The organism is Pseudomonas peli, assembly GCF_050563605.1.
GTDB classification, from domain to species: Bacteria; Pseudomonadota; Gammaproteobacteria; order Pseudomonadales; family Pseudomonadaceae; genus Aquipseudomonas; species Aquipseudomonas peli_A.
Genome location: NZ_JBNXUH010000001.1, coordinates 67072 through 90005 on the forward strand (window position 1 = coordinate 67072; position 22934 = coordinate 90005).

General features: G+C 59.0%; 23 protein-coding genes. 15 read left to right on the top strand and 8 right to left on the bottom strand.

What is annotated here, in order from left to right; all coding sequences use genetic code 11:
- The first annotated feature begins 93 nt into the window (after nt 1–93).
- The gene (locus ACQ4LH_RS00320) at nt 94–714 is read left to right on the top strand and encodes a TetR/AcrR family transcriptional regulator (RefSeq protein ID WP_430695320.1); all 621 of its coding nucleotides are present in this window, start codon (nt 94–96) and stop codon (nt 712–714) included.
- Here the strand turns inward: ACQ4LH_RS00320 and ACQ4LH_RS00325 are convergent.
- Together ACQ4LH_RS00325 and ACQ4LH_RS00330 are read right to left on the bottom strand one after the other, a co-directional pair.
- The gene (locus tag ACQ4LH_RS00325) at nt 711–2072 is read right to left on the bottom strand and encodes a DUF1329 domain-containing protein (protein ID WP_430695321.1); all 1362 of its coding nucleotides are present in this window, start codon (nt 2070–2072) and stop codon (nt 711–713) included. The genes ACQ4LH_RS00320 and ACQ4LH_RS00325 overlap by 4 nt on opposite strands.
- Before the next feature lie 12 nt (nt 2073–2084).
- Nucleotides 2085–3839, bottom strand: coding sequence for a DUF1302 domain-containing protein (locus ACQ4LH_RS00330; protein ID WP_430695322.1), 1755 nt, complete (start codon nt 3837–3839; stop codon nt 2085–2087).
- A gap of 352 nt (nt 3840–4191) precedes the next feature.
- Between ACQ4LH_RS00330 and ACQ4LH_RS00335 the strand changes: the two genes are divergently transcribed.
- A complete protein-coding gene (locus ACQ4LH_RS00335) occupies nt 4192–5049 on the top strand; it encodes an extracellular medium-chain-length polyhydroxyalkanoate depolymerase (RefSeq protein ID WP_430695324.1) in 858 nt (285 codons plus the stop codon).
- 51 nt (nt 5050–5100) lie between these two features.
- On the top strand, nt 5101–5877 hold the full coding sequence (locus ACQ4LH_RS00340) for a hypothetical protein (protein WP_430695325.1): 777 nt from the start codon (nt 5101–5103) through the stop codon (nt 5875–5877).
- A 22-nt stretch (nt 5878–5899) separates the two neighbouring features.
- On the opposite strand, the gene ACQ4LH_RS00345 is transcribed toward ACQ4LH_RS00340, so the two are convergent.
- Nucleotides 5900–6862, bottom strand: a complete 963-nt coding sequence (locus ACQ4LH_RS00345) for a CobW family GTP-binding protein (RefSeq protein WP_430695326.1) — start codon at nt 6860–6862, stop codon at nt 5900–5902.
- Nucleotides 6863–7006: 144 nt separating this feature from the next.
- On the opposite strand from ACQ4LH_RS00345, the gene ACQ4LH_RS00350 reads away from it, so the two are divergent.
- Complete coding sequence (locus ACQ4LH_RS00350) at nt 7007–7360, top strand: NADH:ubiquinone oxidoreductase (protein WP_430695327.1); 354 nt, start codon at nt 7007–7009, stop codon at nt 7358–7360.
- Nucleotides 7361–7494: 134 nt separating this feature from the next.
- Here ACQ4LH_RS00350 and ACQ4LH_RS00355 read toward each other — a convergent pair whose 3' ends face one another.
- The gene (locus ACQ4LH_RS00355; RefSeq protein ID WP_430695328.1) at nt 7495–8139 is read right to left on the bottom strand and encodes a DUF1826 domain-containing protein; all 645 of its coding nucleotides are present in this window, start codon (nt 8137–8139) and stop codon (nt 7495–7497) included.
- The gene (gene zigA, locus ACQ4LH_RS00360) at nt 8139–9344 is read right to left on the bottom strand and encodes a zinc metallochaperone GTPase ZigA (protein ID WP_430695329.1); all 1206 of its coding nucleotides are present in this window, start codon (nt 9342–9344) and stop codon (nt 8139–8141) included. The genes ACQ4LH_RS00355 and zigA overlap by 1 nt, the downstream gene beginning before the upstream one ends.
- Nucleotides 9345–9623: 279 nt before the next feature.
- Between zigA and ACQ4LH_RS00365 the strand changes: the two genes are divergently transcribed.
- Nucleotides 9624–10109: a GNAT family N-acetyltransferase gene (locus tag ACQ4LH_RS00365; RefSeq protein WP_430695330.1), complete on the top strand. Its 486-nt coding sequence runs from the start codon at nt 9624–9626 to the stop codon at nt 10107–10109.
- A complete protein-coding gene (locus ACQ4LH_RS00370; protein WP_430695331.1) occupies nt 10106–10342 on the top strand; it encodes a hypothetical protein in 237 nt (78 codons plus the stop codon). The genes ACQ4LH_RS00365 and ACQ4LH_RS00370 overlap by 4 nt, the downstream gene beginning before the upstream one ends.
- 138 nt (nt 10343–10480) lie before the next feature.
- Here ACQ4LH_RS00370 and ACQ4LH_RS00375 read toward each other — a convergent pair whose 3' ends face one another.
- Nucleotides 10481–12412 carry a DUF2207 domain-containing protein gene (locus tag ACQ4LH_RS00375; protein WP_430695332.1) on the bottom strand — a complete coding sequence of 644 codons (1932 nt, stop codon included), beginning with the start codon at nt 12410–12412 and terminating at the stop codon, nt 10481–10483.
- Nucleotide 12413: 1 nt separating this feature from the next.
- A complete protein-coding gene (locus ACQ4LH_RS00380; protein WP_430695333.1) occupies nt 12414–12980 on the bottom strand; it encodes a LemA family protein in 567 nt (188 codons plus the stop codon).
- A gap of 165 nt (nt 12981–13145) precedes the next feature.
- On the opposite strand from ACQ4LH_RS00380, the gene ACQ4LH_RS00385 reads away from it, so the two are divergent.
- From ACQ4LH_RS00385 to ACQ4LH_RS00420, 8 genes are all read left to right on the top strand, one after another.
- Nucleotides 13146–15020: a DUF294 nucleotidyltransferase-like domain-containing protein gene (locus ACQ4LH_RS00385; protein ID WP_430695334.1), complete on the top strand. Its 1875-nt coding sequence runs from the start codon at nt 13146–13148 to the stop codon at nt 15018–15020.
- Nucleotides 15017–15727 carry a 3'-5' exonuclease gene (locus ACQ4LH_RS00390; protein ID WP_430695335.1) on the top strand — a complete coding sequence of 237 codons (711 nt, stop codon included), beginning with the start codon at nt 15017–15019 and terminating at the stop codon, nt 15725–15727. The genes ACQ4LH_RS00385 and ACQ4LH_RS00390 overlap by 4 nt, the downstream gene beginning before the upstream one ends.
- Nucleotides 15728–16360: 633 nt before the next feature.
- A complete protein-coding gene (locus ACQ4LH_RS00395; RefSeq protein WP_430695336.1) occupies nt 16361–16849 on the top strand; it encodes a YfbU family protein in 489 nt (162 codons plus the stop codon).
- Entirely contained in the window at nt 16850–17350 is a 501-nt protein-coding gene (locus tag ACQ4LH_RS00400; protein ID WP_430695337.1) for a hypothetical protein, read from the top strand.
- Between the two features lie 90 nt (nt 17351–17440).
- Entirely contained in the window at nt 17441–18310 is an 870-nt protein-coding gene (locus tag ACQ4LH_RS00405; protein ID WP_430695338.1) for a hypothetical protein, read from the top strand.
- 91 nt (nt 18311–18401) lie between these two features.
- Entirely contained in the window at nt 18402–18650 is a 249-nt protein-coding gene (locus ACQ4LH_RS00410; RefSeq protein ID WP_430695339.1) for a pentapeptide repeat-containing protein, read from the top strand.
- A gap of 87 nt (nt 18651–18737) precedes the next feature.
- Entirely contained in the window at nt 18738–19295 is a 558-nt protein-coding gene (locus tag ACQ4LH_RS00415) for a hypothetical protein (RefSeq protein WP_430695340.1), read from the top strand.
- 75 nt (nt 19296–19370) lie between these two features.
- Nucleotides 19371–19631: a hypothetical protein gene (locus ACQ4LH_RS00420; protein WP_430695341.1), complete on the top strand. Its 261-nt coding sequence runs from the start codon at nt 19371–19373 to the stop codon at nt 19629–19631.
- A 600-nt stretch (nt 19632–20231) separates the two neighbouring features.
- On the opposite strand, the gene ACQ4LH_RS00425 is transcribed toward ACQ4LH_RS00420, so the two are convergent.
- Nucleotides 20232–21899 carry a BCCT family transporter gene (locus tag ACQ4LH_RS00425; protein ID WP_430695342.1) on the bottom strand — a complete coding sequence of 556 codons (1668 nt, stop codon included), beginning with the start codon at nt 21897–21899 and terminating at the stop codon, nt 20232–20234.
- 275 nt (nt 21900–22174) lie between these two features.
- Here ACQ4LH_RS00425 and ACQ4LH_RS00430 point away from each other — a divergent pair, with 275 nt between their 5' ends.
- Nucleotides 22175–22921, top strand: coding sequence for a substrate-binding periplasmic protein (locus ACQ4LH_RS00430; RefSeq protein WP_430695343.1), 747 nt, complete (start codon nt 22175–22177; stop codon nt 22919–22921).
- The last annotated feature ends 13 nt before the right edge of the window (nt 22922–22934 follow it).

Below are 22934 nucleotides of genomic sequence, written 5' to 3' on the forward strand. Positions count from 1 at the left end.
TATATTCAGATTGCCAACTTAGTTATTGCGTTGGTGTTTGCCTTATCCTGCCGAAAAACCTAGAATCGGCCTGCTTCGTATAGAGAGCTCCTTATGTACAGCATTTCCAGCCCGACTCAGGCTCGTAGTAAAAAAGCCTTGGAACGCTTCCTCAACGCGGCTGCCGAACTGCTTGCGGACAATCGCTTCGAAGACACCGGCATTTCCCAGATTGCGCAACTGGCCGAATCCTCGGTCGGCACCTTCTATCGCCTGCTGGGCGACAAGGACGTGCTGCTCTACGCCGTGCATGAGCGCTTCGTCGAGGAAGGCCGCAGCGCCATTGATGCGCTGGTCGCCGACCTCAGCCACAGCAACCTGTCGCTGGCCGAGCAAATCGAGGTGTTTATCCAAGGCATGATCGATCTGTTCGCCGGTCGCGAAGGCCTGCTGCGCGCCCTGGTTCGCCGCAGCTCGGCTGACCTGCAATTTCGCCAGCGCTTCCACCAGCTCAATGCCTATATTGGCCAGACCTTCTGCCGCATCGTCCTGGCCCGCCAGAGCGAACTCGGCCACCCGCAACCGCAACATGCCGCCGATCTTTCCGCGCATATGCTGCTGGCCAGCATGAATTACTTCACCATGGTCGGCACACTTGGTGAAACTCCCCGGGAAGTTATTCCCGGAGAACTTTCCAAGCTCATCTGCAATTATCTGGAAGTTGCCAAGCATTAACGTCGGCTGTCCCGGCGTAATTGTGCTGGGGTGAAGTCAGACGGTTTCAAGGCAATATCAAACTGATTGGCCGGCTCTTCATTGGACAACACGCCGATGACATAGCGGCCGCCGATCAAGTCATATACCGCATCGCCTTTGGTCCAGATCAGCGGCTGGTCATACAGGTTGATGGTGTAGGACTCGCCGACCCGCCACAGGGTGTCGCGATTGTCGTAGTGATCGACCACCAGGATTTGATAGCTGTCTTCATCGAAATACATATCGCGCTGTTTGTACTGATGGCGCAGGCCCGTCTTCAGCGTGGCGCGTACATGCCAGACACGGTGCAGCTCGTAGCGCAGCAGATCCGGATTGATGTGCCCGCGTTTGACGATGTCGCTGTACTTGTTGCTCTTGGCCGCCAGGCGATAGCTGTTGTAGGGCACGATGAGTTCTTTCTTGCCCATCAGCTGCCAGTCGTACTTGTCCGGCGCGCCGGAAAACATGTCGAAGTTATCCGTGGTGCGCATGCCGTCCGACGAGGTGCCGGGGGAGTCATAGGCCACGTTCGGCGCGCGCCGCACACGGCGCTGACCCGAGGCGTAGAGCCAGGCCAGGCGTGGTTCTTTAACCTGGTTGACGGTCTCGTGCACCAGCAGCTCGGTGCCGGCCAGACGCGCAGGAGCCAGAACCGACTGACGGAAGTAGAACAGCACATTGCCGTTGCTCTGGCTGTGATCGCCAGCGGCTTCGTTGAACAGGAACAGGTCCTCGATCTTGGTCATAAAGTAATCGCCGCCCGCTTGTGGCACCGCCTGGGCGTAGTAGCGTTTGACGCTGTCACCGCGATACCGCACCAGGTGGTTCCACAGTACCTCCAGCCCCGATTGCGGCAGCGGGAACGGCGTGGCCAGCTTGAAGTCGGCGATGCCGTTGCCGCCTTCGATCAGCTTGGCCGACGTCGCATTGTGCTTGGCCGCGGCATACACCTTGTCCGGGTAGGAGGCCGAGCGCCGAGTCGGGTATACGTTGAGTTTCCAGCTGTCGCTAAAGCGCGTGAGCATGGCCAACTGGCCGGGGCTGAGCTGCTCACGGTACTGCTCGGCATTCGCCGCCGTGATGCTGAACAGCGGTTGATCGGCGGCGTAGGGGTCGCGATAGCCTAGGACCGGATCATAGGCATTGGCATCACGGGGCAGGCCACCGTCCCAGGCCGGGATGGTGCCGGCGGCATTGCCGGCTTTCTCGGCACCGATGGGGGTCAAGTTCTGGCCGAGCTGCGCAGCCTTGGCTGCATCCACCTCGGCCTGGGCTTGCGCAGCGGTCAGCAGCAGAGCGCCGAACAGGCTGGCGCGCAACAATCCTGAAGTCTTCATGATGATCTCGTCCTAGAAACTGTATTTGATGTTGAAGCCGAGGTAGTCGCGGTCGCTGAGCTTGTTGGCCAAATCGCCGCCGCTGTAGCCGACATATTTGACGCCGACGGTCAGGGACTCCTGATAGATCGCGTCGACACCCAGCGAATAGCTTTTACGCTCTTCCAGCAGGCCGTTGGTCAGCTGCGGCGCGACGCCATTGATGCCGTACTGATAGCTGACGCTGGGCACCAGATTGACCACGTTGAACACGTTGCTGTAGGTCAGCGACAGGCTGCTTTGCGCGCCCCAGGCACTGGACGTGGCGCCGTAGTAGTCGACATCCGACTCCAGCCCCTGCACCCGGCTGCCGACCACCTCGCTCATCAACGTGGCAGAGTCGGCACCGAGCAGACCGTTAAAGCTGTAAATACCAACCAGCGAGGCTTGCCACATGGCCTTCTCGCGGAAGCCATCGAGACGAGTGCCGGGGGCGATGCCTTGGGCCATGCCAGTCAATGCAGTCGGTAGATACTCACCCAGGCCCAGAGCAATCGGCGCATTCGGCCGATAGCTGAGTTCACCAGCTACCGAGAGACCGTTGAGGAAGCTGTCGCCGCCGATGCTGGTGTTAAAACTCATGCCATAGAGGTGGCGCTTTTCCAGATATTCAGCGTAATAGTTGGCGCTATTGGCCACGGGCAGAATCGTAGGGCCGAGCCCCGGCAGATTGACCAGCCCCAGCTGCGCTACGCTCATGCCAAGCATCGGCACGTTCATGTTGTAACGCAGATAATAGAAACCCAATTCGCTGTCGTTCAGCTCTGGCACCATCCAACGCATGGCCACGCCGAACTGCGCGGCATCATCGGCTTTTACATCTTTACCGCGAGGCATATAGGTGGTCGGCAAGTAAGCGCGTGCATCAGCAAAGATTGGCAGCGCTGGCAAGCCGTTGGCAAAGGCCTGAGCCGCTGCCGGGCTATCGAAAGCTATGCCACCGGTTAAGGGCTCCTGCAGCGGCGGCAACATCAGATAGTCACAACCGCCGCCCAGCACATCCAAGGTGGAGAAGTAGGTGCCGCAGGGGTCGATCTTGGTCTCTTCCCAGGCACTGCCCGGCTGCCAATAACCCTCAATCGACAGGCCTTCACTCAGCTCGAATGAGGCATAGCCCATCAGGGTCGGCATATAGGCTTCTTTCAGCTCGGAACCCGGCGCTCGCAGGGCGTTGAGGTCGACCGGGTTGGTTGCGCCGATACCGTTCTGATAGAACAGCCCTTCGCCCCAGTTGATCACCTGGCGGCCCAGGCGGACGTTGAGCGCGCGGTCGGCGACTGTCCAGCTGCCGTAGACGAATGCATCCAGCAGGTCGACGCTGGAGCCGGCATCGTCCAGGCCCTTGTTGGGAATCTCGCGGTGGCGGCGATCATCGTCCTTCAGCTCGAAATCGTAGAAGCCACGGGCGCGCAGAAAGATGCCGTAGTTGTCCTGAAAATTCAGGTCCATCTCGGTGACCACCTTAGTCACTTCCGAGAACAACTCACCTTTCTTGAAGTTGAGATTGCCGTCATCGGAGTTGATCAGGCCGCTGTTATCGCCCCTGCCACCGTTGGCGCGGGCGATCAGGCGGCGGTCCTGACTCTCCATGCGGTAATTCACCCCGTAAGACAGGGTGGTATCCAACGACAACGCCCAATCCCCCGAGCGCGCCTGAAAGGCATCTGCCTGGCTGGCCGCCAGCAATGCCAAGCAACCTGCCGTCCATGCTGATCTCTGTGTCGCCACGACGATCTCCTGCTGTATTGTCTTTATCGGAACCGGAACATCGGTTCCGATAAAGTAGTAGCAAACACGCCTTTTGGCAAGCCCAGAAAAAATTGTCTGGAGCAATTTTTAACCTCGCGCAGCGACGGCCCGCAGGGTGGCCGCCATGGATGGCAGGCCATAAAAGATTTTTTCTTCTCGTAGATGGCCTGCGCTAGACAGATCGCCGCGCTGCAGCAGGCAGATTGCGTGACTTCGTCAACTTGACGGAATCGGAATTCAGGTTTCTATTTACTTCGCGAATGCAGGGAATCACCCATCACCGTCAGGAGGACGCCCCTATAAAAAACCAATAAGAAACTGGAGAAAGCACATGTTTACTGCCAAGCAAAATGTGCGTCGGCTGGGCCTGATCGCCCTGTTGACGTGCCTGTTTACAAGCCCAAGCTGGGCAGACTCACCCTGCAGCGAGCGCAAGAAGACCCTGCTGCTGCCCGGCAAGATCAGCTGCAGCCACCAATCCACCTGGATCAATTCGGGCGTGCTGGCGACCCGCAAGGTGATCTACCAACGCCCTTCCGGCACCCCGCCGCCAGGTGGTTGGCCGGTAGTGGTGTTCTACCAGGGCTCGTTCTTTGCGCTAGATAATTTTGTTTATTACAGCAATGCCTGGCTGGGCAAGCTGTACAACGAAGGCAAGACCATCAAGACCCTGCTCGATAACGGCTACGCGGTGATTGCCCCCAGCGCGCCAGCAGACCTGTTCTGGCACACCAATATCCCCGGCCTGTCCGGGGCGCTCTATGAAACCAGCAGCGACTTCACCTTCCTGACCAACCTGTTTCAGGCCATCGACAACGGCCATTTCGGCCCCTTGAACGGCCAGCGCAAGTACGCCACCGGCATCTCCAGCGGCGGCTACAACACCAGCCGCATGGCCGTCAGTTTCCCCGGCCAGTTCAAGGCGCTGGTGGTGCACTCCGGCTCCTACGCGACGTGCAGCGGACCCATCTGTTCGGTGCCGGACAGCCTGCCAGCCGATCATCCACCGACCTACTTTATCCACGGTTTTGCCGATGCCGTGGTGCCTTGGTGGAGCATGGACATGTACTACGACCGCCTGCTTTATCAAGGCATCCCCACCGGTCGTTACACCGAGCCACTCGGCCAGCATGAGTGGTTCGACGCATCGCCCGGCAAGACGCTGGCCTGGTTCAATGCCTACCCCTGACCCCTCACCATGCGGCCGGGTAGATGCCCGGCCGCCCCTCAGGAAAACCCTATGAATCACCCATACCTGCGCCTGCTTTACGCGCTGGCAGGCCTGCTCGCCTGCTTCAACAGCTACGCGGCAAGCACCCAACCAGCCATACAACTGCAGCAGATACGCCTTGATCTCAGTGGCTCATTGGGCGACTTCTACCTGCTCTATGGAGTCGACAGCGACCCGGCGCACCTGGCGTCGGTGCAGCAGCGCGTGACCCAGACCGAACAACGGCTTAACCAGCTTGCTGCACCAGCGGACAGCGGCGGACTGAATACCCTGCAGCAGCTACGCCAGCAATGGCCGGCGTATCGCACGCTGCTGCAGGAGATGGCGCACAGCCTGCAGCAACAGCAGACCCCAAGCGGCGGGGCGATTGCCGAACTGATCCAGTTAAACCGCCTGCTGACGCGCCTGAGCGACACCTTGAGCGTCTATTACCCAGCGCCGTCAGACTCGCTGGCGACAACCAGCCAAGCGCTGGCCATGCAGCTGCAAACCCTTACTACCGATTACCTCGCACACAGTGTCGGAGCCAATGCCCTGGGCGGCGACAACCCGGCGCTGGATGTGCAGAGCAAGACCTTTAGCCAAGGTCTGCAGCAAGTGCAAAAGATGCACACAAGCCCCGAGGCACAGGCGCTGCTGCAGAGCATTGAACGCAAATGGCGTTATATCGAGCCGTCGCTGCAGCATTACCAGCAGGACAACGTGCCCACGCTGGTCAATCGCTACAGCCGGCGGATCATCGACGACCTGCAGCAGTTGCCCACACTTGGCAAAACCGCCCCCTAAGAATCTGACCAGCAGAGCCTTATCACAGCAGACAGGCCGCGAACCCAGCCTGCAACGCCGGCACATCCTGCGCCTCGCTGAAGATCAGCTCCAGCCGCGAGTCATTGCGCCATTCGCTGTTTTGCCAGTGCAGCGCCTGGCCATTCAGGGCATTGGCTGATAGCCAGCCGGCGTTGGTGTGCAGCACTAGCTTGGCGCGGCGCCAGGGCAAACTGCTCAGCCACTGTTGTACGCGCATCAGCTCGAACTGCTGGCTGGGATGCCAGCGCCAACCGATGCTCCAGCCTTCTGCCTGCTGTTGCACCTGGCAGATCGGCTCGCGTGGGCTGCGCCACAGTTGTGGCAATGGCGCAGCTGCCGTGGGCAGGTTATCCGGCGTAGCGTCGCCATCGGCCTGGGCGCTAAAGCCGGGCAGCGCTGCGAGCGGCAATGCACCCTGACTGGTCCAGTAAATCGGGCGCGCGGGCAGCTGCGCCTGAATGCGGGCCTTGGTTGCTTCATCCAGGTCTTCGGCCTTATTCAATAGAAGCAGCCCGGCGCGGCTAAGCGTCGCCTGCTGGCTCTCCGGCAGCGCTTCACCCGCAGCAAGGGCCTGAGAATCCAGCACCAGCAACGGCTCCTGCACCGCCAATACCCCGGCCCAGGGCATTTCGCGCAGCTGTTCGAGCAGTACCAGAGGATGGCCGAGGCCGGATGGTTCGATCAGCAGGCGATCGGGTTTGGCTTGGCGCAGCAGGCGGCTGAGGCCGACCTGGAACGGTACGCCGTTAACGCAACACAGGCAGCCACCCGCCACTTCGCCCAAGGCAATGCCGTCGTCATCAGTGGTCAGCAGCGCAGCGTCCAGGCCAACCAGGCCGAACTCGTTGATCAGCACTGCCCAGCGTTCATCAGCCGGGCGCTGCGCCAGCAGATTACGGATCAGGCTGGTCTTGCCGGCGCCGAGCGGCCCAGCAATTACATGGGTGGGGATATTTTTCAGCATGATCGGCGCTTGCCACTGTCCATCGAGAAGGAGATTTCGGCTGCGGCCATTCTAACGGCGTACAGCATCGGAGAATGCGGCCCTACACAGACTGATTAAAAACAGCATGCTAGAGTCGCCGACATATTTTCAGAGGGTCAATTGATGCGCGTTTTTCTGCTGCTAAGCCTGTTCACATTGTCCGGCCTGGCCTGGGGAGAAGCCTGTGTGGTTCATAGCCAGGCCGAGCGCCTGGATGTGAAGGTCTGCCAGCAGAACCGCAGCATTCCGCCCAACCTGTTCCGCACCGGCTTCTGCCAACCGCAGCTGAAAGGGCAGAAGGTCGAAGTGGAGTTTGTCGAGCAGTGCCCGATGGGCTCGTTTGGCGTATGCCGCAACGCCACGGTCGGCGGCACACCCTATAAGCAGGATGTGCACTACTACGGCGTTGCCAGCGACGCCACCTACCTCAAGCCCTTCTGCGAGCAGCAGAGCAAGGGTGTATGGATGGCGCGCTAACCGTCATCAAAGCGTAACCCTGTCTATGTTCTAGTGGCCTTGGGTACCTCACCCCTGCATACCGGGTCACGCGCCGGTGTGCCTTTCTGGTGCTTAAGGCTGCTTTCCCCGCAGCCTATTTTTTTGCCTGAAATTCAAGCCAGCCAGTCCAGGGTCAAGAGCAATCGACGCTCACCGGCCGGTGGTTGCGGCGAGCGGTGGATCAAGCCGCCGCCCTCATTGCCGATCCATTTCTCGCCCTTGGCCAGCAGTACATGGCCGGCTTGGGCGCGTTCGATCAGCGCGGCATCGCTGGGTTCGGCGGCCGGGTCGCCGAGACGACGACGCGCCATTACGCCCTCCTGCAGCCACTCACTGCCAACCCCGGCGTAGCTGGTAATCAGCCGTACCGGCACATGATCAACGTGAAAACGCGGGCATATGGCCTTGTCGAGAATGCGTAGGCGCAGGCCGATGCGTTTGGCGTCGAACAGGCAGGCAAAAGCGCTGACCAGCCAGCTGACATCCTGCAGAAAGGCCGCCTGGCCTGGCAGATCGCTGTAGCCATCGACCAGGCCACTGAGGTTCGCCTCGCTCTCCGGACTGGCCAATTCCAGCACCATGGACTGGCCCAGCGGCCCGCCCTGAGCTAACAGAACGTTGGCGAAATCGCTGATCTGCGCCGGCAACTGACGCTGCCAGACAGCCAAATTGACCTCGTCGCGCAGCACCTCGCCGAGCACATCGATCTGCTCGCTGCTGACCTGTTGCAATGGCTGACGCAGCAAAGGCGCCAGCATCAGGCGGCCTCCTCATGCCAGGGGCCGAAGGGGTCGGGCAGCGCCTGCCAGGCGTCCACGCCCAGTGCCATTTCCGCATCGGTCAGCAGGCAGGCATCCAGTTCGGCGGTCAGCTGGGTGAAGTCGATGTTCTGGCCGATAAACACCAACTCCTGGCGGCAGTCACCGGTCTGCGTCTGCCAGTTTTTCATGATCGCCTGCAGGCCTTCCTCATCCTGCGGCCACTGACTTTTCGGCACGAAGCGCCACCAGCGCCCGGCAAAACCGTGGCGCATCAAACCGCCAGCCTGAGACCAGCTGCCGGCCTCCTGGTACTTGCTGGCCAGCCAGAAGAAGCCCTTGCTGCGCAGCAAGCGGCCATTGGTCCATTCGCGATTAATAAAGTTGAAGAAGCGCTCGGGGTGCAGCGGCTTGCGCGCTCGGTAAGCCGTGGAAGCAATGCCGTATTCCTCGGTTTCCGGGATGTGCTCGCCGCGCAGCTCCTTGAGCCAACCCGGTGCCTGGGCGGCGCGTTCGAAGTCGAAGCGGCCGGTGTTGAGGATTTTCTCCAGCGGCACGGCGCCCATGGCCATCGGCACGATTTCGGCGTGGGTATTGAGGCCCTTGAGGATGGCCATCAACTCTTCGCGCTCGTGGCTGCTGATCAGGTCGATCTTGCTCACCAGCAGCACATCGGCGAATTCCACCTGCTCGATCAGCAGGTCGGTGATTGAGCGCTCATCTTCTTCGCCGAGGGTTTCGCCACGGCTGGCCAGGCTTTCGGCTTCGTGGAAATCGCGCAGAAAGTTCACCCCGTCGACCACCGTCACCATGCAGTCCAGACGCGCCACATCGGCCAGGCTCTGGCCGTCTTCGCCGCGAAAGGTGAAGGTCTCGGCCACCGGCAGCGGTTCGGAAATGCCGGTGGATTCGATCAGCAGATAGTCGAAGCGGCCATCGCGGGCCAGGCGGCCGACTTCTTCCAGCAGGTCTTCGCGCAAGGTGCAGCAGATGCAACCGTTGCTCATCTCCACGAGTTTTTCTTCGGCGCGATTCAGGCTGACATCACGCTGAACTTCGCTGCCATCGATATTGATCTCGCTCATATCGTTGACGATTACCGCCACTTTCAATCCCTGACGGTTTTTCAGGATGGCGTTGAGCAGGGTGCTTTTACCGGCACCGAGAAAGCCGGACAGCACAGTGACAGGAAGACGGTTGGGCATAACAGGTGACTCCAGCATTGATCAGACACGGCAAGCAATGCGTTATAACATAACACTTAATTTGTTTAACGGAAGATCGGTTGCCGCTGAATGACCTGCCCTGCTCACGCACCAAGCGTGCGAAAACAGGCTGAGAGCCAGCATCCATAGGGGTTTCACGTGGAACCGCTGAATATGCCTGGGCATTTCCGCCTGCCTAGCTGGCAGTGGCTTAGTCGCAACAGCCTGGCGAACCTGGCAAGCTTGTCGGCATAGCTCACTGCCTTTTCGATGCCAGCCATGCCAACGCCAAACCTTAGCTTGCGCGCCTACCAAGCCCAGGACCTGCCAGCCATAGTTGCGCTGTTTCAGGCCTCGGTAAGCCAACTGACCGCGCAGCACTACGACGCAACGCAGCGACAAGCATGGGCGCCGGCGACTGCGGATATGCCTGCCTGGCAAACACGTTTAGCGTCACTTGAACTGCTTATCGCCGAAGATGGCCAAGCTATCGCCGGTTTTATCGGCTTTAGTTTTGATGGTCATATCGATCTGCTATTCACCGCACCCGGCTTTGCCCGCCAAGGTGTCGCCAGCGCCTTGTATGCCGCAGCCGAACAGCGTCTGCAGATGGCGGGTGTGCGTGAGCTGCATACCGAGGCCAGCCTGGTGGCCCAGGCGTTTTTTGCTCGTCAGGGATTTTCTGTGCTGCAGGCACAGACGGTGACGCGCGGCGCTGTTAACTTGCCGCGCATGCTGATGCGCAAAACTCTGGAGCCGCGATGAACACCCTGACGATTATCGTGCTGGTAGCCGTGGTGCTGGCCGCCTGCGCCCTGGCCCTGTGGAGCTGGCACAACCAGCGCAAGCTGGAGAAGCTGGATGAACGGATCAACCGGCAGAGCGAGCTGATCGAACAGCTCGACAGCGTGCTGGAAAACCCGCAACTCAGCGAAGCCGAGCAGCTGGCGAAAAGCGAAGCCTTGCTGGCCAAGCTGCAGGAAACTCGCAAGCCGTAAGCCCGAACGCTTGGCCGCGATCAGACGACGCTAATCCATCCTCGTAGGAGCGGCCTTGGCCGCGATGTTGTTGCATTGACCGTGATCGCGGGCAAGCCCGCTCCTACAAAAGCATGCGCCACCGAGCCGAACCGCGCTCTACCAACCACCGCCCCCCCCGCCACCACCGCCTCCGCCGGACGAACCTCCCCCGGATGAACCACCGCCACCGCCCGATGAACTGCTCGATGGCGGCGATGAGGCCAGTGCCGTGGCGCTGCTCAGGCCAGCCGCCAGAGCGGCGCTCATGGCCAGCGGGGTGCTGAAGCTACTGCGGCTGTGGTACCACTCCGGTTGATAGTCACGCTGCGCCGGGTCGATCAGGCCGCTGGCCAGCGCCGCGCTAAAGCGTGCACTCCACTTGTCTTCCACACCCAAAGCCATGGCGTAAGGCAGGTGTTTTTCGTACAGCGCGATGCTCATCGCCGGGGCATTGCCGGCCAGCGCCAGGGCATCGCTTTCCGCCAGTTGCAGGTAGTCGCGATAGCCTTCCAGCTGATCGAGCAAACGCCGCCCTTCGACCGATGGCGCCGGCAGCAGGTAATAAAACAGCACCACCACCAGCACATACATGCAGAGCAGCAGCAAGGCCGGCACGGACGCCGCCTCGCTGAGCATCCACAAGCCAATCGGTACCGGCCAGATAAACATCAAACCTGCCAGGCTCAGGCCGATCTTCTTACCCCAAGTGGGTTGTTGCCAGGCCATGCGCAGCACAAACAGCGACGGCACGCCAAAGCCCAAGGTAAACATCACACCCGCAAATCCGCCGGCCATCTCGTCCGCGCCGCGGGCCCCGGCAAACACCATCAACAGACAGGCGACAATCGCCCAGAACAGCCCCCAAGCCCAGATGCCGCGGTTATGGCTGAACCAGTGCTTGCCCTCGCTCTTAAGGTGGTTGATCACATGCTCTTGAGCCGCCACCAGTCGGCGCTCGTAGCGAGCGCCAAGGACCAGTGGCTTGCTGTCCTGACCTTTGGGAAACAACAAAGCCAAAGGCTCACGCTCATTGGCCGGCGGCTGATCAGGCTGCGCAGCGCCCAGGGTGACCACAAAGCCATCGGCCCTGGGCCTGTCCTTCAGTTGAATCAGCCGGCGTATGGCCCAATCGGTGAAGCACACACTGAGCACTCGCGCCGAGTCGTAGTCGCCACGCAACCCGCGATGCCAGAGGTAGCCAGCCTGCACCGCGCTCATGCCCTGCGGCGCATCGAACAGTGGAATGATCAGACCTTTTTTAGGGTCGCGGCCAACCCGATCCCAGGCGCGCAGATAGAAAATCACCAGGCCGACCAACAGCAGCGCGCCCAGGCACAGACCGAGGTTATCCAGCAGCAGATAACCCAGGCGCTGCACCGCACCTGGCCGCGCTACCAGGCCCGCCGGCCAATCCACGGCAACCGTCAGGCCGTTATAGGCCGGCAAGGCTTGCGTAGTGACCAGGCGCAGGTAGTCGTCGCGCTGCTCGACCACCTCGTACGCCTTGCCCTGCTCACCGTCTGCTCCGGTATAGGCGGCCAAATCGCCAATCCGCGCGCCCGGCGGCAGCTGGACCTCCACCGAGGCCTGAAGAATCGGGAACACCCACTGATTACCGGTGACGTTCCAGTACAGCTCGTCTCTGTTGGCGTGATGCAACAGCTGCCGTTCGACCCGATAACGCAGCTCGTACTGATAGCGCCCCGGCTGCAGCAGGTGGTCCGCCGAACCAATGTAATAGCGCACCCAGGCGCCGTTGCGCTCGGTGGTCACGTTCTCCACCTGGCCGTCACGGGTCACGCCCAGCAACGTGATCGGCCCACTCTTGTGCAAGCCCAGCGCCATCTCATAACTGACCGGCAGATCACGGTAGATACCGCGCTTGATCTGCTCGCCCTCGGCCTGCACGGTAAGCCGCTCGGTCACCAACAGATTTCCATCCGCCTGCACCTGCAGGGTCACGGCAAAGTCTTCAATCACCTCGGCGGCAGTTGCCCACAGCGGCAGCAAGCACAGACTCAAAAGGGCAAAACGCAGCACTCGCAGCATGTCAAAACTCCATTTTTGGCGACTGGGCGTCACGCGGGTCATCCAGGCTGAAGTACTCCGCCTGGGTAAAAGCAAAGGGCCGCGCCACCAGATTGCTCGGCACCGACTCAACCAGCACATTCAGCTCGCGCACTGCGCCGTTGTAGTAACGCCGGGCCATCTGGATATGGTTCTCGACGTCAGTGATATTGCGCTGCAGGTCGAGGAACTGGCCGTCGGCCTTGAGCGCCGGGTAATCCTCGACCAGGGCAAACAGCTGGCGCAGTTGAGTGCCCAGATGCGCCTCCACCGGTGCCCGCTCGCCCAGTGGCGAATCGGCCAGCTGCACCGCGCGCATGCGCTCCTGCACCAACGCCTGCAGGGTGTCCTGCTCGTAGTTCATGTACCCGCGCACGCACTCGACCAACGCCGGAATCAGGCTGGCGCGGCGCTTGAGCTGCACGTCGATACCGCTCCAGGCCTCGGCCACCCGCGCGCGGTTGAACACCAGGCGGTTGTAGTAATAAATCGTCAAACCAGCGAGCGCCAACAGCAGCGCCAGCACTGCCCAGAATCCCACCCCTTGCATAGCCACTCCTTGATAAAAACCCGCTGATCGCCTGCGCTATCCGCTTACCACCTCACACCATAGCCGCCACCGACCGCGCCTGCCGGCACACCCAGTAACGCCAGCAGGGCGGACAGCCCCTGGCAATCGCCGTATCCTCTAGTGCCTGTTACTGCGAGGCACCCCATGCAAATCGAGTTACTGGAGATCCGCGACCACCTGCAGCGCTTCCCGCCCTTCGATGCGCTGCCCGAGGACAACCTCGACGCCATCGCCCGGCAGGTCGAGGTGGCCTACTTCAAGGCCGGCAGCGACATTCTCCAGTACGGTGCGGCGATTCATGAGCTGCACTATGTGCGCAGCGGCGCGGTGGAAATCTACCGGCGCAACGGCGAGCTGTACAACCGCCTGAGCGAGGGCGATATCTTCGGCCAGGCCGGCCTGCTGCGCAGCAACAAGGTGCGCTTTCCGGCGCGGGCGATTGAAGACAGTCTGATCTACTTTATCCCCGCCACCCTGTTCGCCCAGCTGTGCGAAGAGCACGACGGCTTTGCCGAATTCGTAGAGGCCGAAGGCCAGTCGCGGCTGAAATCCGCGGTGGAAAGCCAGGGCCAGGCCAGCGAGCTGATCCAGCTCAAGGTGCGCAAACTGATCTCGCGTCCGCCGGTCTGCGTCAGCCTGGATACACCGGTGCAGCAGGCGGCCCAGCTGATGACCGAACAGAGCGTGTCCTCGCTGGTGATTGTCGAAGGCGATGCGCCCGGTGCGGCGATGGTCGGCATCCTCACCGACCGCGACCTGCGCACCCGCGTGCTCGCCGCCGGGCTTGCAAGCAGCACCGCGGTCAGCCAGGTGATGACCCCCGAGCCCTTCACCGTGCAGGCCGATGACAGCGTGTTCGAGGCCATGCTGTGCATGCTGCGCCACAACATCCATCACCTGCCGGTGGTGCAGCGCCGCCGGCCGATTGGCCTGATCAACCTCAGCGACATCATCCGCTACGAGTCGCAGAGCAGCCTGTACCTGGTCAACTCGATCTTCAACCAGCCGAATGTCGCCGGCCTGCAGAGCCTGCTGGCGGATCTGCGCGGAACCTTTGTGCGCATGGTCAACGAGCACGCCACCGCGCATATGGTCGGCAGCGCCATGGCCGGCATCGGCCGCGCCTTTACCCAACGCCTGCTGGAACTGGCCGAACAGAAACTCGGCCCGCCGCCGGTGCCCTACTGCTTTATGGTCGCCGGCTCCATGGCCCGCGACGAACAGCTGCTGGTCACCGATCAGGACAACGCTCTGGTGCTCGATGACCGCTTCGACCCGGCGCAGCATGACGGCTACTTCGCCGCCCTCGCCCAATTTGTCAGCGACGGCCTGGCCGCCTGCGGCTACAGCTACTGCAAGGGCGGCATCATGGCCAGCAACGCCCAGTGGCGGCAGCCGCTGAGCGTCTGGCGCGGCTATTTCAGCCAGTGGATCGACCAGCCCAAGCCGCAAACCCTGCTGCACAGCTGCATCTTCTTCGACCTCGACGGCGTGTATGGCGAGATCGAACTGGTGGAAAACCTCAAAGACCTGCTCGCGCAGAAGGCCAGCAGCAACCCGGCCTTCCTCGCCGCCCTGGCGCGCAACGCCCTCAACCGCACGCCTCCGCTGGGCTTCTTCCGCACCTTTGTGATGGAAACCGACGGCCAGCAGAAGAACATCATCAACCTCAAGGGCCGTGGCACCGCGACGCTCACCGACCTGATCCGCGTGCACGCCCTGGCCTGCGGCAGCAAGGCGCAGAACTCCCTGGAGCGCCTCGACGCCATCGGCAAAACCAAACTGCTGCAGCCCGAAGCCATCAGCCAGCTGCGCTACGCCCTGGAATTTCTCAGCCTGGTACGCGCCCGCCACCAGGCCATGGCCGCCGCCGACGGCGCGCAGCCAAACAACTACATCGAGCCGGAAAAAGTCTCCGCCAGTGATCGGCACAACCTCAAGGAAGCCTTTCAGGTGATTAGCAATGCGCAGAAATTCCTGCGTTTCCGCTACCCCGCGCAACCGGGCCAAAGCCTGTGACGGCGCCCACCGCGCCACTGGACTGGGCCGCGCGCTTTACTGAACTTGCCGCCAACGCCCGCGACCCACGCCTGCAAGCCTTCTACCAGGCCGGCTGCGTAACCGCCGATACCCCGCTGGAGCAGGTGCCGCTGCTGGCCCTGGACGTGGAAACCACCGGCCTGGACGCCAATCAGCACGCCATCGTCAGCCTCGGCCTGCTGCCTTTCAGCCTGCAACGCATCCGCTGCGGCGCCGCGCGCTACTGGGTGGTCAAACCGGCCAGCGAGCTGAGCGGCGAATCGGTGACCTTCCACCACATCACCCACTCGGACATCCGCCATGCGCCGCGCCTGGGGCAGATACTCGACGAGCTGCTGACCGCCATGGCCGGCAAGGTGATGGTGGTGCATTACCGCAATATCGAGCGCAGCTTTCTCGACCAGGCGCTGCGTCAGCAATTGGGTGAGGGTTTGCAGTTCCCGGTGATCGACACCATGCAGCTAGAGGCGCGCCTGTATCCCAAGCGCCAGCCGGGCTGGTTGGGCCGCTTGTTGGGCCGCCAGCCGGTGTCGATCCGTTTGGCTGACAGTCGCCTGCGTTACAACCTGCCGATGTACCAGGCGCACCATGCGTTGACTGATGCGCTGGCAACGGCTGAGTTGCTGCAGGCGCAGGTGGCGACACGGTATTCGGGGGATACGCCGGTGGGGGAATTGTGGAGTTGAGGCCGCTTTGCTCCCCTCTCCCGTTCACGGGGCGAAAGCGGGAAAAGCGAAGCACTGCTTCGCCCGCTAGAGCGGGGGCCGGGGGAGAGGGCGCTTTTCGTGTTCGGCATTACAGCGCGTGTGCTGATGGTTCGTGTTGCGCCCCCTCGGGCGCGTCACTTTCTCTTGCTGCGCACAAGAGAAAGTAACCAAAGAGAATGCGCCCCTGCATCCGGGTTTCGCTGCGCTCAACTTCCCTCTCTCCGGTGCCGCTCCGGGGGCCGGCGTACATGGACCATCCTTGGCCCATTACGCCTCTCGCCGCATCCATGCGGCTCGTCCCCCTACGCAACACCTCCGCTCGGCCTCCTGACGGGGACTTGGCGCGCGGCTGGTGTTTTGGTGGGTGACGGAAAAAGCCAAGGCAAAGCGTGTCCGCATTCCCGCCATGGACAGCCTCAGCATGAATGAACTAGCTTCTGGCTCATGCCTGCCAGCATTTCGCCAGTAGCTCGGGCTGTCGCGTTTACCTCTAAGTACTGTCGCGTTGCTAAGAACACCCAGCACAGAATCAGCAGATGACCAAGAAATTTATGCGAAACATACCGCGACATGCGCGTCGCATAATTACTATTTAAATTATCAAGAGAAACCATGGACAAGCTTAAGAGATACGAATTAATAAATCAGTTGCTTATCTTAGAAAAATTATACCCTGAAGAGGCTGACTACTATTCAAGAAATAGAAAAGCTCTTGAGAATGGGTATGAGCTTCATTATTCCTGGCTAACAGAAAATATCAATGACGGATTGTCAGAAGAGCAATGTAAGGAAGTTCTGGACATCCTTGATATGTATCGGTCAATCACTTTTTCATGGCAACGATTGCATGACGGCGAAGAAATTCCTGAAAATCTTAAGTTCCGCGGCTTCGATGGAAATAATGAAACAGAGTTAATGGGGTACGTTCAATACTTTATTATAGAGCTTGATCGATTTGAAGAGCTAAAGTATGGAAAAGAACACCCTTACTTTAATAGCCACCACCCCACACTTGAAATGTACAGAAGAATGCTCACGATTTGGAAGGAATATGATTTCGACCTAACGAATGAGCAAATCGCCTCAATAATGGAGGCATAAATGGATATTGCAATGGCAGCACTGTCCATAATAGGAACAATTGCATCTTTCTATGGCGCATGGATCGCGTGGAAACAAGCAGGTATATCTAAGTCAGCAGCTGAGTTGGCGAAAAGAATCAAAGACCAGCTAATAAATCATCGCAAAACTTCAGAGCTTTCTGAGCTTCAAGTTTACATAGAGTCGACTAAAAGAACATTCCTCAAGTACGGCTCATCCAAACCGTCTAGCCTTGCAGGAATAAATCATAGCGCTGATGCTGAAGTGGCTTTAGAATTTATTCATAAGCTAAAGTCACTGCGAGATTACTTTTCCGCCACAGAAGGAAACGCCGCAGACGATGCATTTGAAGAAATTAACAGCGAACTCGTTAGTTTCCGCTCTGCGAAAAGCACAAGAGACATTTCGGATATTGGCGCATCTATATTAAACAAGGTTGTAGCATTTTCACCAATACTGAAAAAAGAATTTACTGAGCAGAAGGAAAGCTCGGTTGATTGAATGTAACAACTGGTTCAAACCAGCTCGCTGGGACGGGCTAAAGCCCGGCCCTTAACCAAACGCTATGAACACAATCAAAATTGGTGAATCATGATCCTCTCCACCAAAACACTCGAAAACCTGAGAGACATGATCAATGAACGCACTGAATATCGATCAGGGCCAAAGATAGTTCAATTTTTCAATCAATTCGGTTTCAGCGACACCTATGGCCAAGGTTTCCCATCTCGCTGGATGTATACCGACGAGCGACTGTCTAGAATCAATGGAACACCGGAGCTTGATAAGTGCATTAAGCAGCTTTTTGCGCCAATAAATTTTATCGACCGCATTCAGGAGCTGAACGACCTTATAAATGAATTCAACAAGTACCTTGCCTTCGACAAATGGCGCATCATCCGAGATGGCGCAGAAATCTCATTCAAACGCTTAGATAAAGTAGAAGTCGAAGAACCCGCAGCGCCAGACCAAGAAAACACTTTTCTTAACCGAGAATTTTCAAATATATCTGTCCAAGGCCTAGGACTGGAAGGCCCAGTAGTAACTGTACTAGAACACAGAGTTAGAGAAATCGAAAAATGCTTTTCGGCCTCATCACCGCTTGCCGTTATCCTTTTAGCAGGCAGCTCGTTAGAAGGTATTCTTCTTGGCTTGGCAATTCAATATCCACGTCACTTCAATATTTCTAAGGCTGCGCCAAAAGATAGCTCAGGAAAGGTAAAGCAGTTCCAGGATTGGAGCCTAAGCAACTTTATTTATGTTGCAAAAGAGCTATCCATTCTGCAGCATGACACTTATAAATTTAGCCATTGCCTTCGAGACTTCCGGAACTACATTCACCCTTTTGAGCAAATGTCATCTGGCTTCACTCCGCGCGAAAACACTGCAAAAATTTGCCTACAGGTACTAAAAGCAGCAATACACGATATACATGAAAATATCGGCGTGCTGCGCACATAACAACTTATTCAAATAGTTCGCTTCGCTCACTGGGACGGGCTAAAGCCCGGCCAATAATCAAACGTTAAACACCAAGCATGGAGAGCTAACAGTGACTATAAACTCATCGAAATTTGAGGCCTCTTCACTAACGGAGGCGAGCTTTAAAGACGTCAACCTGGAACTTGCTAAATTCACTGACGTTAACCTTGCCGGTTCGTCGTTCGCCGACGTTTCGTTAGCAGGGGCCACATTCCACAATGTCGACTTAAGCAACGTTGCAATCACTGACGCCAATCTAGATGGCATGCTGATTAACGGTATTCTTGTGACTGAATTGCTTCGCGTATATGGCGCATAACAAGTCGTATAGGCTTTATCGCCCTGGCCATTCTGTAGTTCACGCAGCGGGGGCCAACCAAACGTTAGGCATCACTGGAGCGTGCTGATGCATAGAGGCCTTGCTAAGGGCATAAAAACTTCATTGTCTATTAAGCTTGGGCTGGCCTTTGTGGCTGGACTTCTTGCCTGGGCAGTTGGTCCGTTAGGCCTTCTTGATAAAGATGTTGTATCGGAAATTCCTGCCTGGATCTTGCCGGGGATTATCTTCGGTGCCTTGCTTCTCGTTCCCCATAGTCGTTGGGTCAGTCCCGGTCGCGCAGTGGCTGCGCTCGGCATAGGCGTGTTCGCGTGGGTTGCTGCATTCGCTGTCGGAGGCTTTGGCTGGTGGATCGGCGGTTGGCTTTCCTTTGTCGCCGCGGGATCGATAAGCGGGGCGATACTTGGGCTTCTCGTTCCACGCCTCATCCAGCCTCGGCAATATTTTCGCTACTTCATGCTGCTTTCTTTTGCAGGGTTTCTAGGCAGCATTCCGTTCGCAATGTGCTTCAGAACAATGGACTGGAAAGACGCACTGTTCGCGCCACAGTGGGTTATCCCGTCGTACATTTTCTGGAACATGGTCATCGCAATAGCACTACACCTCAGTGCCACTCGAGACGACTAACCATTCCATCGAGCGTATGCCCAACCAGCGGTGCCGTTCACGTCAACATTATGTGTAATTCGAGGCTTGAGGGTTATGCCAAGAAACAGAAGAGAATATGGTTTAAGCCCTGAAGATAGAGACTGGGTAATCAATAAAAAATTTGGCCCTCTCTATAGAGAAAAGGCAGAAGAGATCCTGCAAAAATCGACGGATAAATCGGACAAAATTCTGGGCGCTATTCTGTTTTTGTCCCGGCCAGGAAATCTGGACGATCTCGCGAGCAACGTAGACTTAGCGAATGAGAGCCTACAAAAGCTACTTGATGCCGCGACTGTAAAAGATGAGCGCACGTAAAGAAGGCCGTTAAGGGACGGATTTGCTTTTGTTCTGCGAATAACAATAAACGTCTCTTTCCCGTTCGCTTTTTAGTTCTTTCCAGCTCAGAAACCACACACTTTCAGCCGCGCGCACAATCCCCCGTCAGGAGGGTGAACAGAATCATTGCGGAGGGGGTTGAGCGACATGGATGCCGCGAGAGCTGAGATGGGCCAGGGATGGCCCTTCGTCAGTGGGCCGCATCCGGTCGGGCCCCTGGAGCAATGATGGCGTGAACGTACCCTGCCGCAGGCGGGGCCGGATGCCGGGGCGTGTTTCTTTTGCTTACTTTTCTTTGTACCGGCCGGCGCTCCGGGAGCAAAGAAAAGTGAGGCGCCCGAGGGGGCGCAACACAAGCCATCAGCGCATGCGGTGCAATGCCGAACAGCAAAGCATCGCGGCTAAAGCGGAGTGCCGCCCAGCCCCTCCCACAAATATGCCGCGCACACGATATGTGGGATGCGGAAAAGCATCGCGGGCAAGCCCGCTCCTACAAGTGGCCAGCGTAAGCCCACCTAAACTCCGCGCATAAAAAAAGCGCGCCCAAAGGCGCGCTCTTGTCCTACTCAAAAGCAATGGTCAGCGCGGTTCGCTCATCAAGCCTTTGACGATCGACACACAACCCACCAACAACACGATGGTAAACGGCAAGCCGGTCGACACCGCCATGGCCTGCAAGGCCACCAGCCCGCCGCCAAGCAGCAGGGCGATGGCGATGATGCCCTCGATAATCACCCAGAACACCCGCTGCGGCACGGGCGCATTGACCTTGCCGCCGGCGGTGATGGTATCGATCACCAGCGAGCCGGAGTCCGACGAGGTGACGAAGAACACGATCACCAGCACGATGCCGATAAACGAACTGAGCTCCGCCAATGGCAGTTCCGCCAGCATGGCAAACAGCTTCAGCTCCAGCGCGGCGTCCTGCACGCCGGTAAAGCCATCGCCGACCAGCTGACTGATGCCGGTGCCACCGAAGGCGGTCATCCACAGCACCGACACCAGCGACGGCACCAGCAGCACGGCAATCAGAAACTCACGCACGGTGCGGCCACGGCTGACGCGGGCGATAAACATGCCCACGAACGGCGACCAGCTGATCCACCAGGCCCAGTAGAAGGCCGTCCAGCCTTGGCTGAAGTTGGCGTCTTCACGGGCAATCGGGTTGGACAGCGCCGGCAGATGCTGCAGGTAGGCGCCGAGGTTGCTGAAGAAGCCGGTGAGGATGGCCAGGGTCGGCCCGGCGATGATCACGAACAGCAACAGCAGAATGGCCAGGCCCATGTTCAGCTCGGACAGGCGTTTGACGCCCTTGTCCAAACCCGCCAGCACCGACAGCAGGGCGATGGCGGTGATGCCGATAATCAGCAGCACCTTGCTCGCGTCCGTGGCGGCGATGCCGAACAGTTTGTCCAGGCCGGCCGCTGCCTGTTCCGCACCCAGGCCGAGGGAGGTGGCCAGGCCGAACAGGGTGGCGAACACCGCGAGGATATCGATGATATGCCCCGGCCAGCCCCACACCCGTTCACCGAGAATCGGGTAGAAAATCGAGCGGATCGACAGCGGCAGGCCCTTGTTGAAGGAGAACAGCGCCAGCGCCAAAGCGACGATGGCGTAGATCGCCCAGGGGTGCAGGCCCCAGTGGAAGATGGTCGCAGCCATGCCCAAACGCGCAGCGGCTTCGGCATCACCGGCAGCGCCAGCCAGAGGCGCCCAGTCGGTGCGTATGCCGTCTTCACCCACGCTAACCCCGCCCATGGCCGCCGAGAAGTGCGACATCGGCTCGGCCACGCCGTAGAACATCAGGCCGATGCCCATACCGGCGGCGAACAACATGGAGAACCAGCCGGTATAGCTGTAGTCCGCGGTGGCATCCATACCACCGAGGCGCACCTTGCCTAGCGGCGAGACGATCAGGCCGAGGCAGAGCAGTACGAAGATGTTGGCCGAGCCGAGAAAGAACCAGGCCAGGTGATGGGTGAGCCAGCCGCGCATGGCACTGAACAACGGCTCTACATGGTTTTGCAAGGCCAGGGTCAGCACCACAAACAGCACGATGGTCAGTGCGGAAATGCTGAAGACTTTGCCGTGAATGTCGAGGGCGAAAGAGAACTGCCCTTTGATGTTGTCCTGACCGATCACGTAGTCGGTATCGATCAAATTTGCCTCGCCCGAGGGGGCGGGGATGCCGTCCAGAATTACCGCTTCTGGTTGCGGGGTCGTGTCAGACGAAGGGTCTTTTCCCATATGGAATGCTCCTTTGGCGTGTGGCACGCATTACGCGCACGAGGACGGATTGCCCTACTCGTACAGCCGCCCAAACCGGCGGCTGCGGGGCATAGGGTAACAGCCATAGCCCATGCGTGCAGGCGCAAGGCCAGTATTGGCGGCCATTGCAGCCTTTTTATGGGCGAGTTTTTTGCGTATCTGGTCAGATTTTCTCTGCGCTAAAACTCCCGCTTTGCCGAGCTATTAGCTATGGTTTGGCTAAGGCCTTAGGGTCGCTGTACGAGATGTCGTCCATGAGACTCCTGCTGCCCTTGCTGGCATGCCTGTTACTCCAGCTGTTGTCGCCGGCACAGGCTGAGACCTTCAAGATCGGGGTCGAACTGCAGCCCTATATGCCCTACTCCAACGTGCAGGATGGCCAATACCTGGGTTATGGCCGCGACCTGCTCGACGCCTTTGCGGCGCACCAGGGCCATGAATTTATCTACCAGCCACTGCCGGTGCGGCGCCTGCTCAGCGACTTTCTCAACGGCCGTGTGGATTTCAAATACCCGGACAACCCGCGCTGGAATGCCGACATCAAGCGCAACTACAAACTGCACTTCAGCCAGGCAGCGGCGCCGGCCATCGATGGTGTGCTGGTCAAACCGCAATTTCTCGGCAAAGGCAAAGAACGCCTGCGCCGCCTCGGCACCCAGCGCGGCTTTACCCCCTGGCCTTACTTGAACGACATCAAGGCCGGCAAGATCCTGCTGATCCAGGCCAACCAGATCGACTCGCTGCTGGCCATGGCCATGAGTGACCGGGTCGACGGCGTTTACCTCAACCCGCAAGTAGTGCGTCATCAGCTCTACAACAGCGCGGGAAGCGGCCTGGTGTTCGACCCCAGCCTGGCCTATCAGGATGATCACTACTTCCTCTCGAGCATCAAACACCCCGAAGTGATCAAACAGTTCGACGCCTTCCTCACCAGCCAAGCCGAGCTGGTGCAAACACTAAAAGACCGCCACGGCATCAGTGACCCGCTTAACGGGCAGTGACTCACCTAGGCTG

What these genes read in the sequence shown, in the direction of transcription:
- ACQ4LH_RS00320 (WP_430695320.1), top strand. Translation starts at nt 94, where the DNA reads ATGTACAGCATTTCCAGCCCGACTCAGGCTCGTAGTAAAAAAGCCTTG.
- ACQ4LH_RS00325 (WP_430695321.1), bottom strand. Translation starts at nt 2,072, where the DNA reads ATGAAGACTTCAGGATTGTTGCGCGCCAGCCTGTTCGGCGCTCTGCTG.
- ACQ4LH_RS00335 (WP_430695324.1), top strand. Translation starts at nt 4,192, where the DNA reads ATGTTTACTGCCAAGCAAAATGTGCGTCGGCTGGGCCTGATCGCCCTG.
- ACQ4LH_RS00340 (WP_430695325.1), top strand. Translation starts at nt 5,101, where the DNA reads ATGAATCACCCATACCTGCGCCTGCTTTACGCGCTGGCAGGCCTGCTC.
- ACQ4LH_RS00345 (WP_430695326.1), bottom strand. Translation starts at nt 6,862, where the DNA reads ATGCTGAAAAATATCCCCACCCATGTAATTGCTGGGCCGCTCGGCGCC.
- ACQ4LH_RS00350 (WP_430695327.1), top strand. Translation starts at nt 7,007, where the DNA reads ATGCGCGTTTTTCTGCTGCTAAGCCTGTTCACATTGTCCGGCCTGGCC.
- ACQ4LH_RS00355 (WP_430695328.1), bottom strand. Translation starts at nt 8,139, where the DNA reads ATGCTGGCGCCTTTGCTGCGTCAGCCATTGCAACAGGTCAGCAGCGAG.
- zigA (WP_430695329.1), bottom strand. Translation starts at nt 9,344, where the DNA reads ATGCCCAACCGTCTTCCTGTCACTGTGCTGTCCGGCTTTCTCGGTGCC.
- ACQ4LH_RS00365 (WP_430695330.1), top strand. Translation starts at nt 9,624, where the DNA reads ATGCCAACGCCAAACCTTAGCTTGCGCGCCTACCAAGCCCAGGACCTG.
- ACQ4LH_RS00370 (WP_430695331.1), top strand. Translation starts at nt 10,106, where the DNA reads ATGAACACCCTGACGATTATCGTGCTGGTAGCCGTGGTGCTGGCCGCC.
- ACQ4LH_RS00375 (WP_430695332.1), bottom strand. Translation starts at nt 12,412, where the DNA reads ATGCTGCGAGTGCTGCGTTTTGCCCTTTTGAGTCTGTGCTTGCTGCCG.
- ACQ4LH_RS00380 (WP_430695333.1), bottom strand. Translation starts at nt 12,980, where the DNA reads ATGCAAGGGGTGGGATTCTGGGCAGTGCTGGCGCTGCTGTTGGCGCTC.
- ACQ4LH_RS00385 (WP_430695334.1), top strand. Translation starts at nt 13,146, where the DNA reads ATGCAAATCGAGTTACTGGAGATCCGCGACCACCTGCAGCGCTTCCCG.
- ACQ4LH_RS00395 (WP_430695336.1), top strand. Translation starts at nt 16,361, where the DNA reads ATGGACAAGCTTAAGAGATACGAATTAATAAATCAGTTGCTTATCTTA.
- ACQ4LH_RS00400 (WP_430695337.1), top strand. Translation starts at nt 16,850, where the DNA reads ATGGATATTGCAATGGCAGCACTGTCCATAATAGGAACAATTGCATCT.
- ACQ4LH_RS00405 (WP_430695338.1), top strand. Translation starts at nt 17,441, where the DNA reads ATGATCCTCTCCACCAAAACACTCGAAAACCTGAGAGACATGATCAAT.
- ACQ4LH_RS00415 (WP_430695340.1), top strand. Translation starts at nt 18,738, where the DNA reads ATGCATAGAGGCCTTGCTAAGGGCATAAAAACTTCATTGTCTATTAAG.
- ACQ4LH_RS00420 (WP_430695341.1), top strand. Translation starts at nt 19,371, where the DNA reads ATGCCAAGAAACAGAAGAGAATATGGTTTAAGCCCTGAAGATAGAGAC.
- ACQ4LH_RS00425 (WP_430695342.1), bottom strand. Translation starts at nt 21,899, where the DNA reads ATGGGAAAAGACCCTTCGTCTGACACGACCCCGCAACCAGAAGCGGTA.
- ACQ4LH_RS00430 (WP_430695343.1), top strand. Translation starts at nt 22,175, where the DNA reads ATGAGACTCCTGCTGCCCTTGCTGGCATGCCTGTTACTCCAGCTGTTG.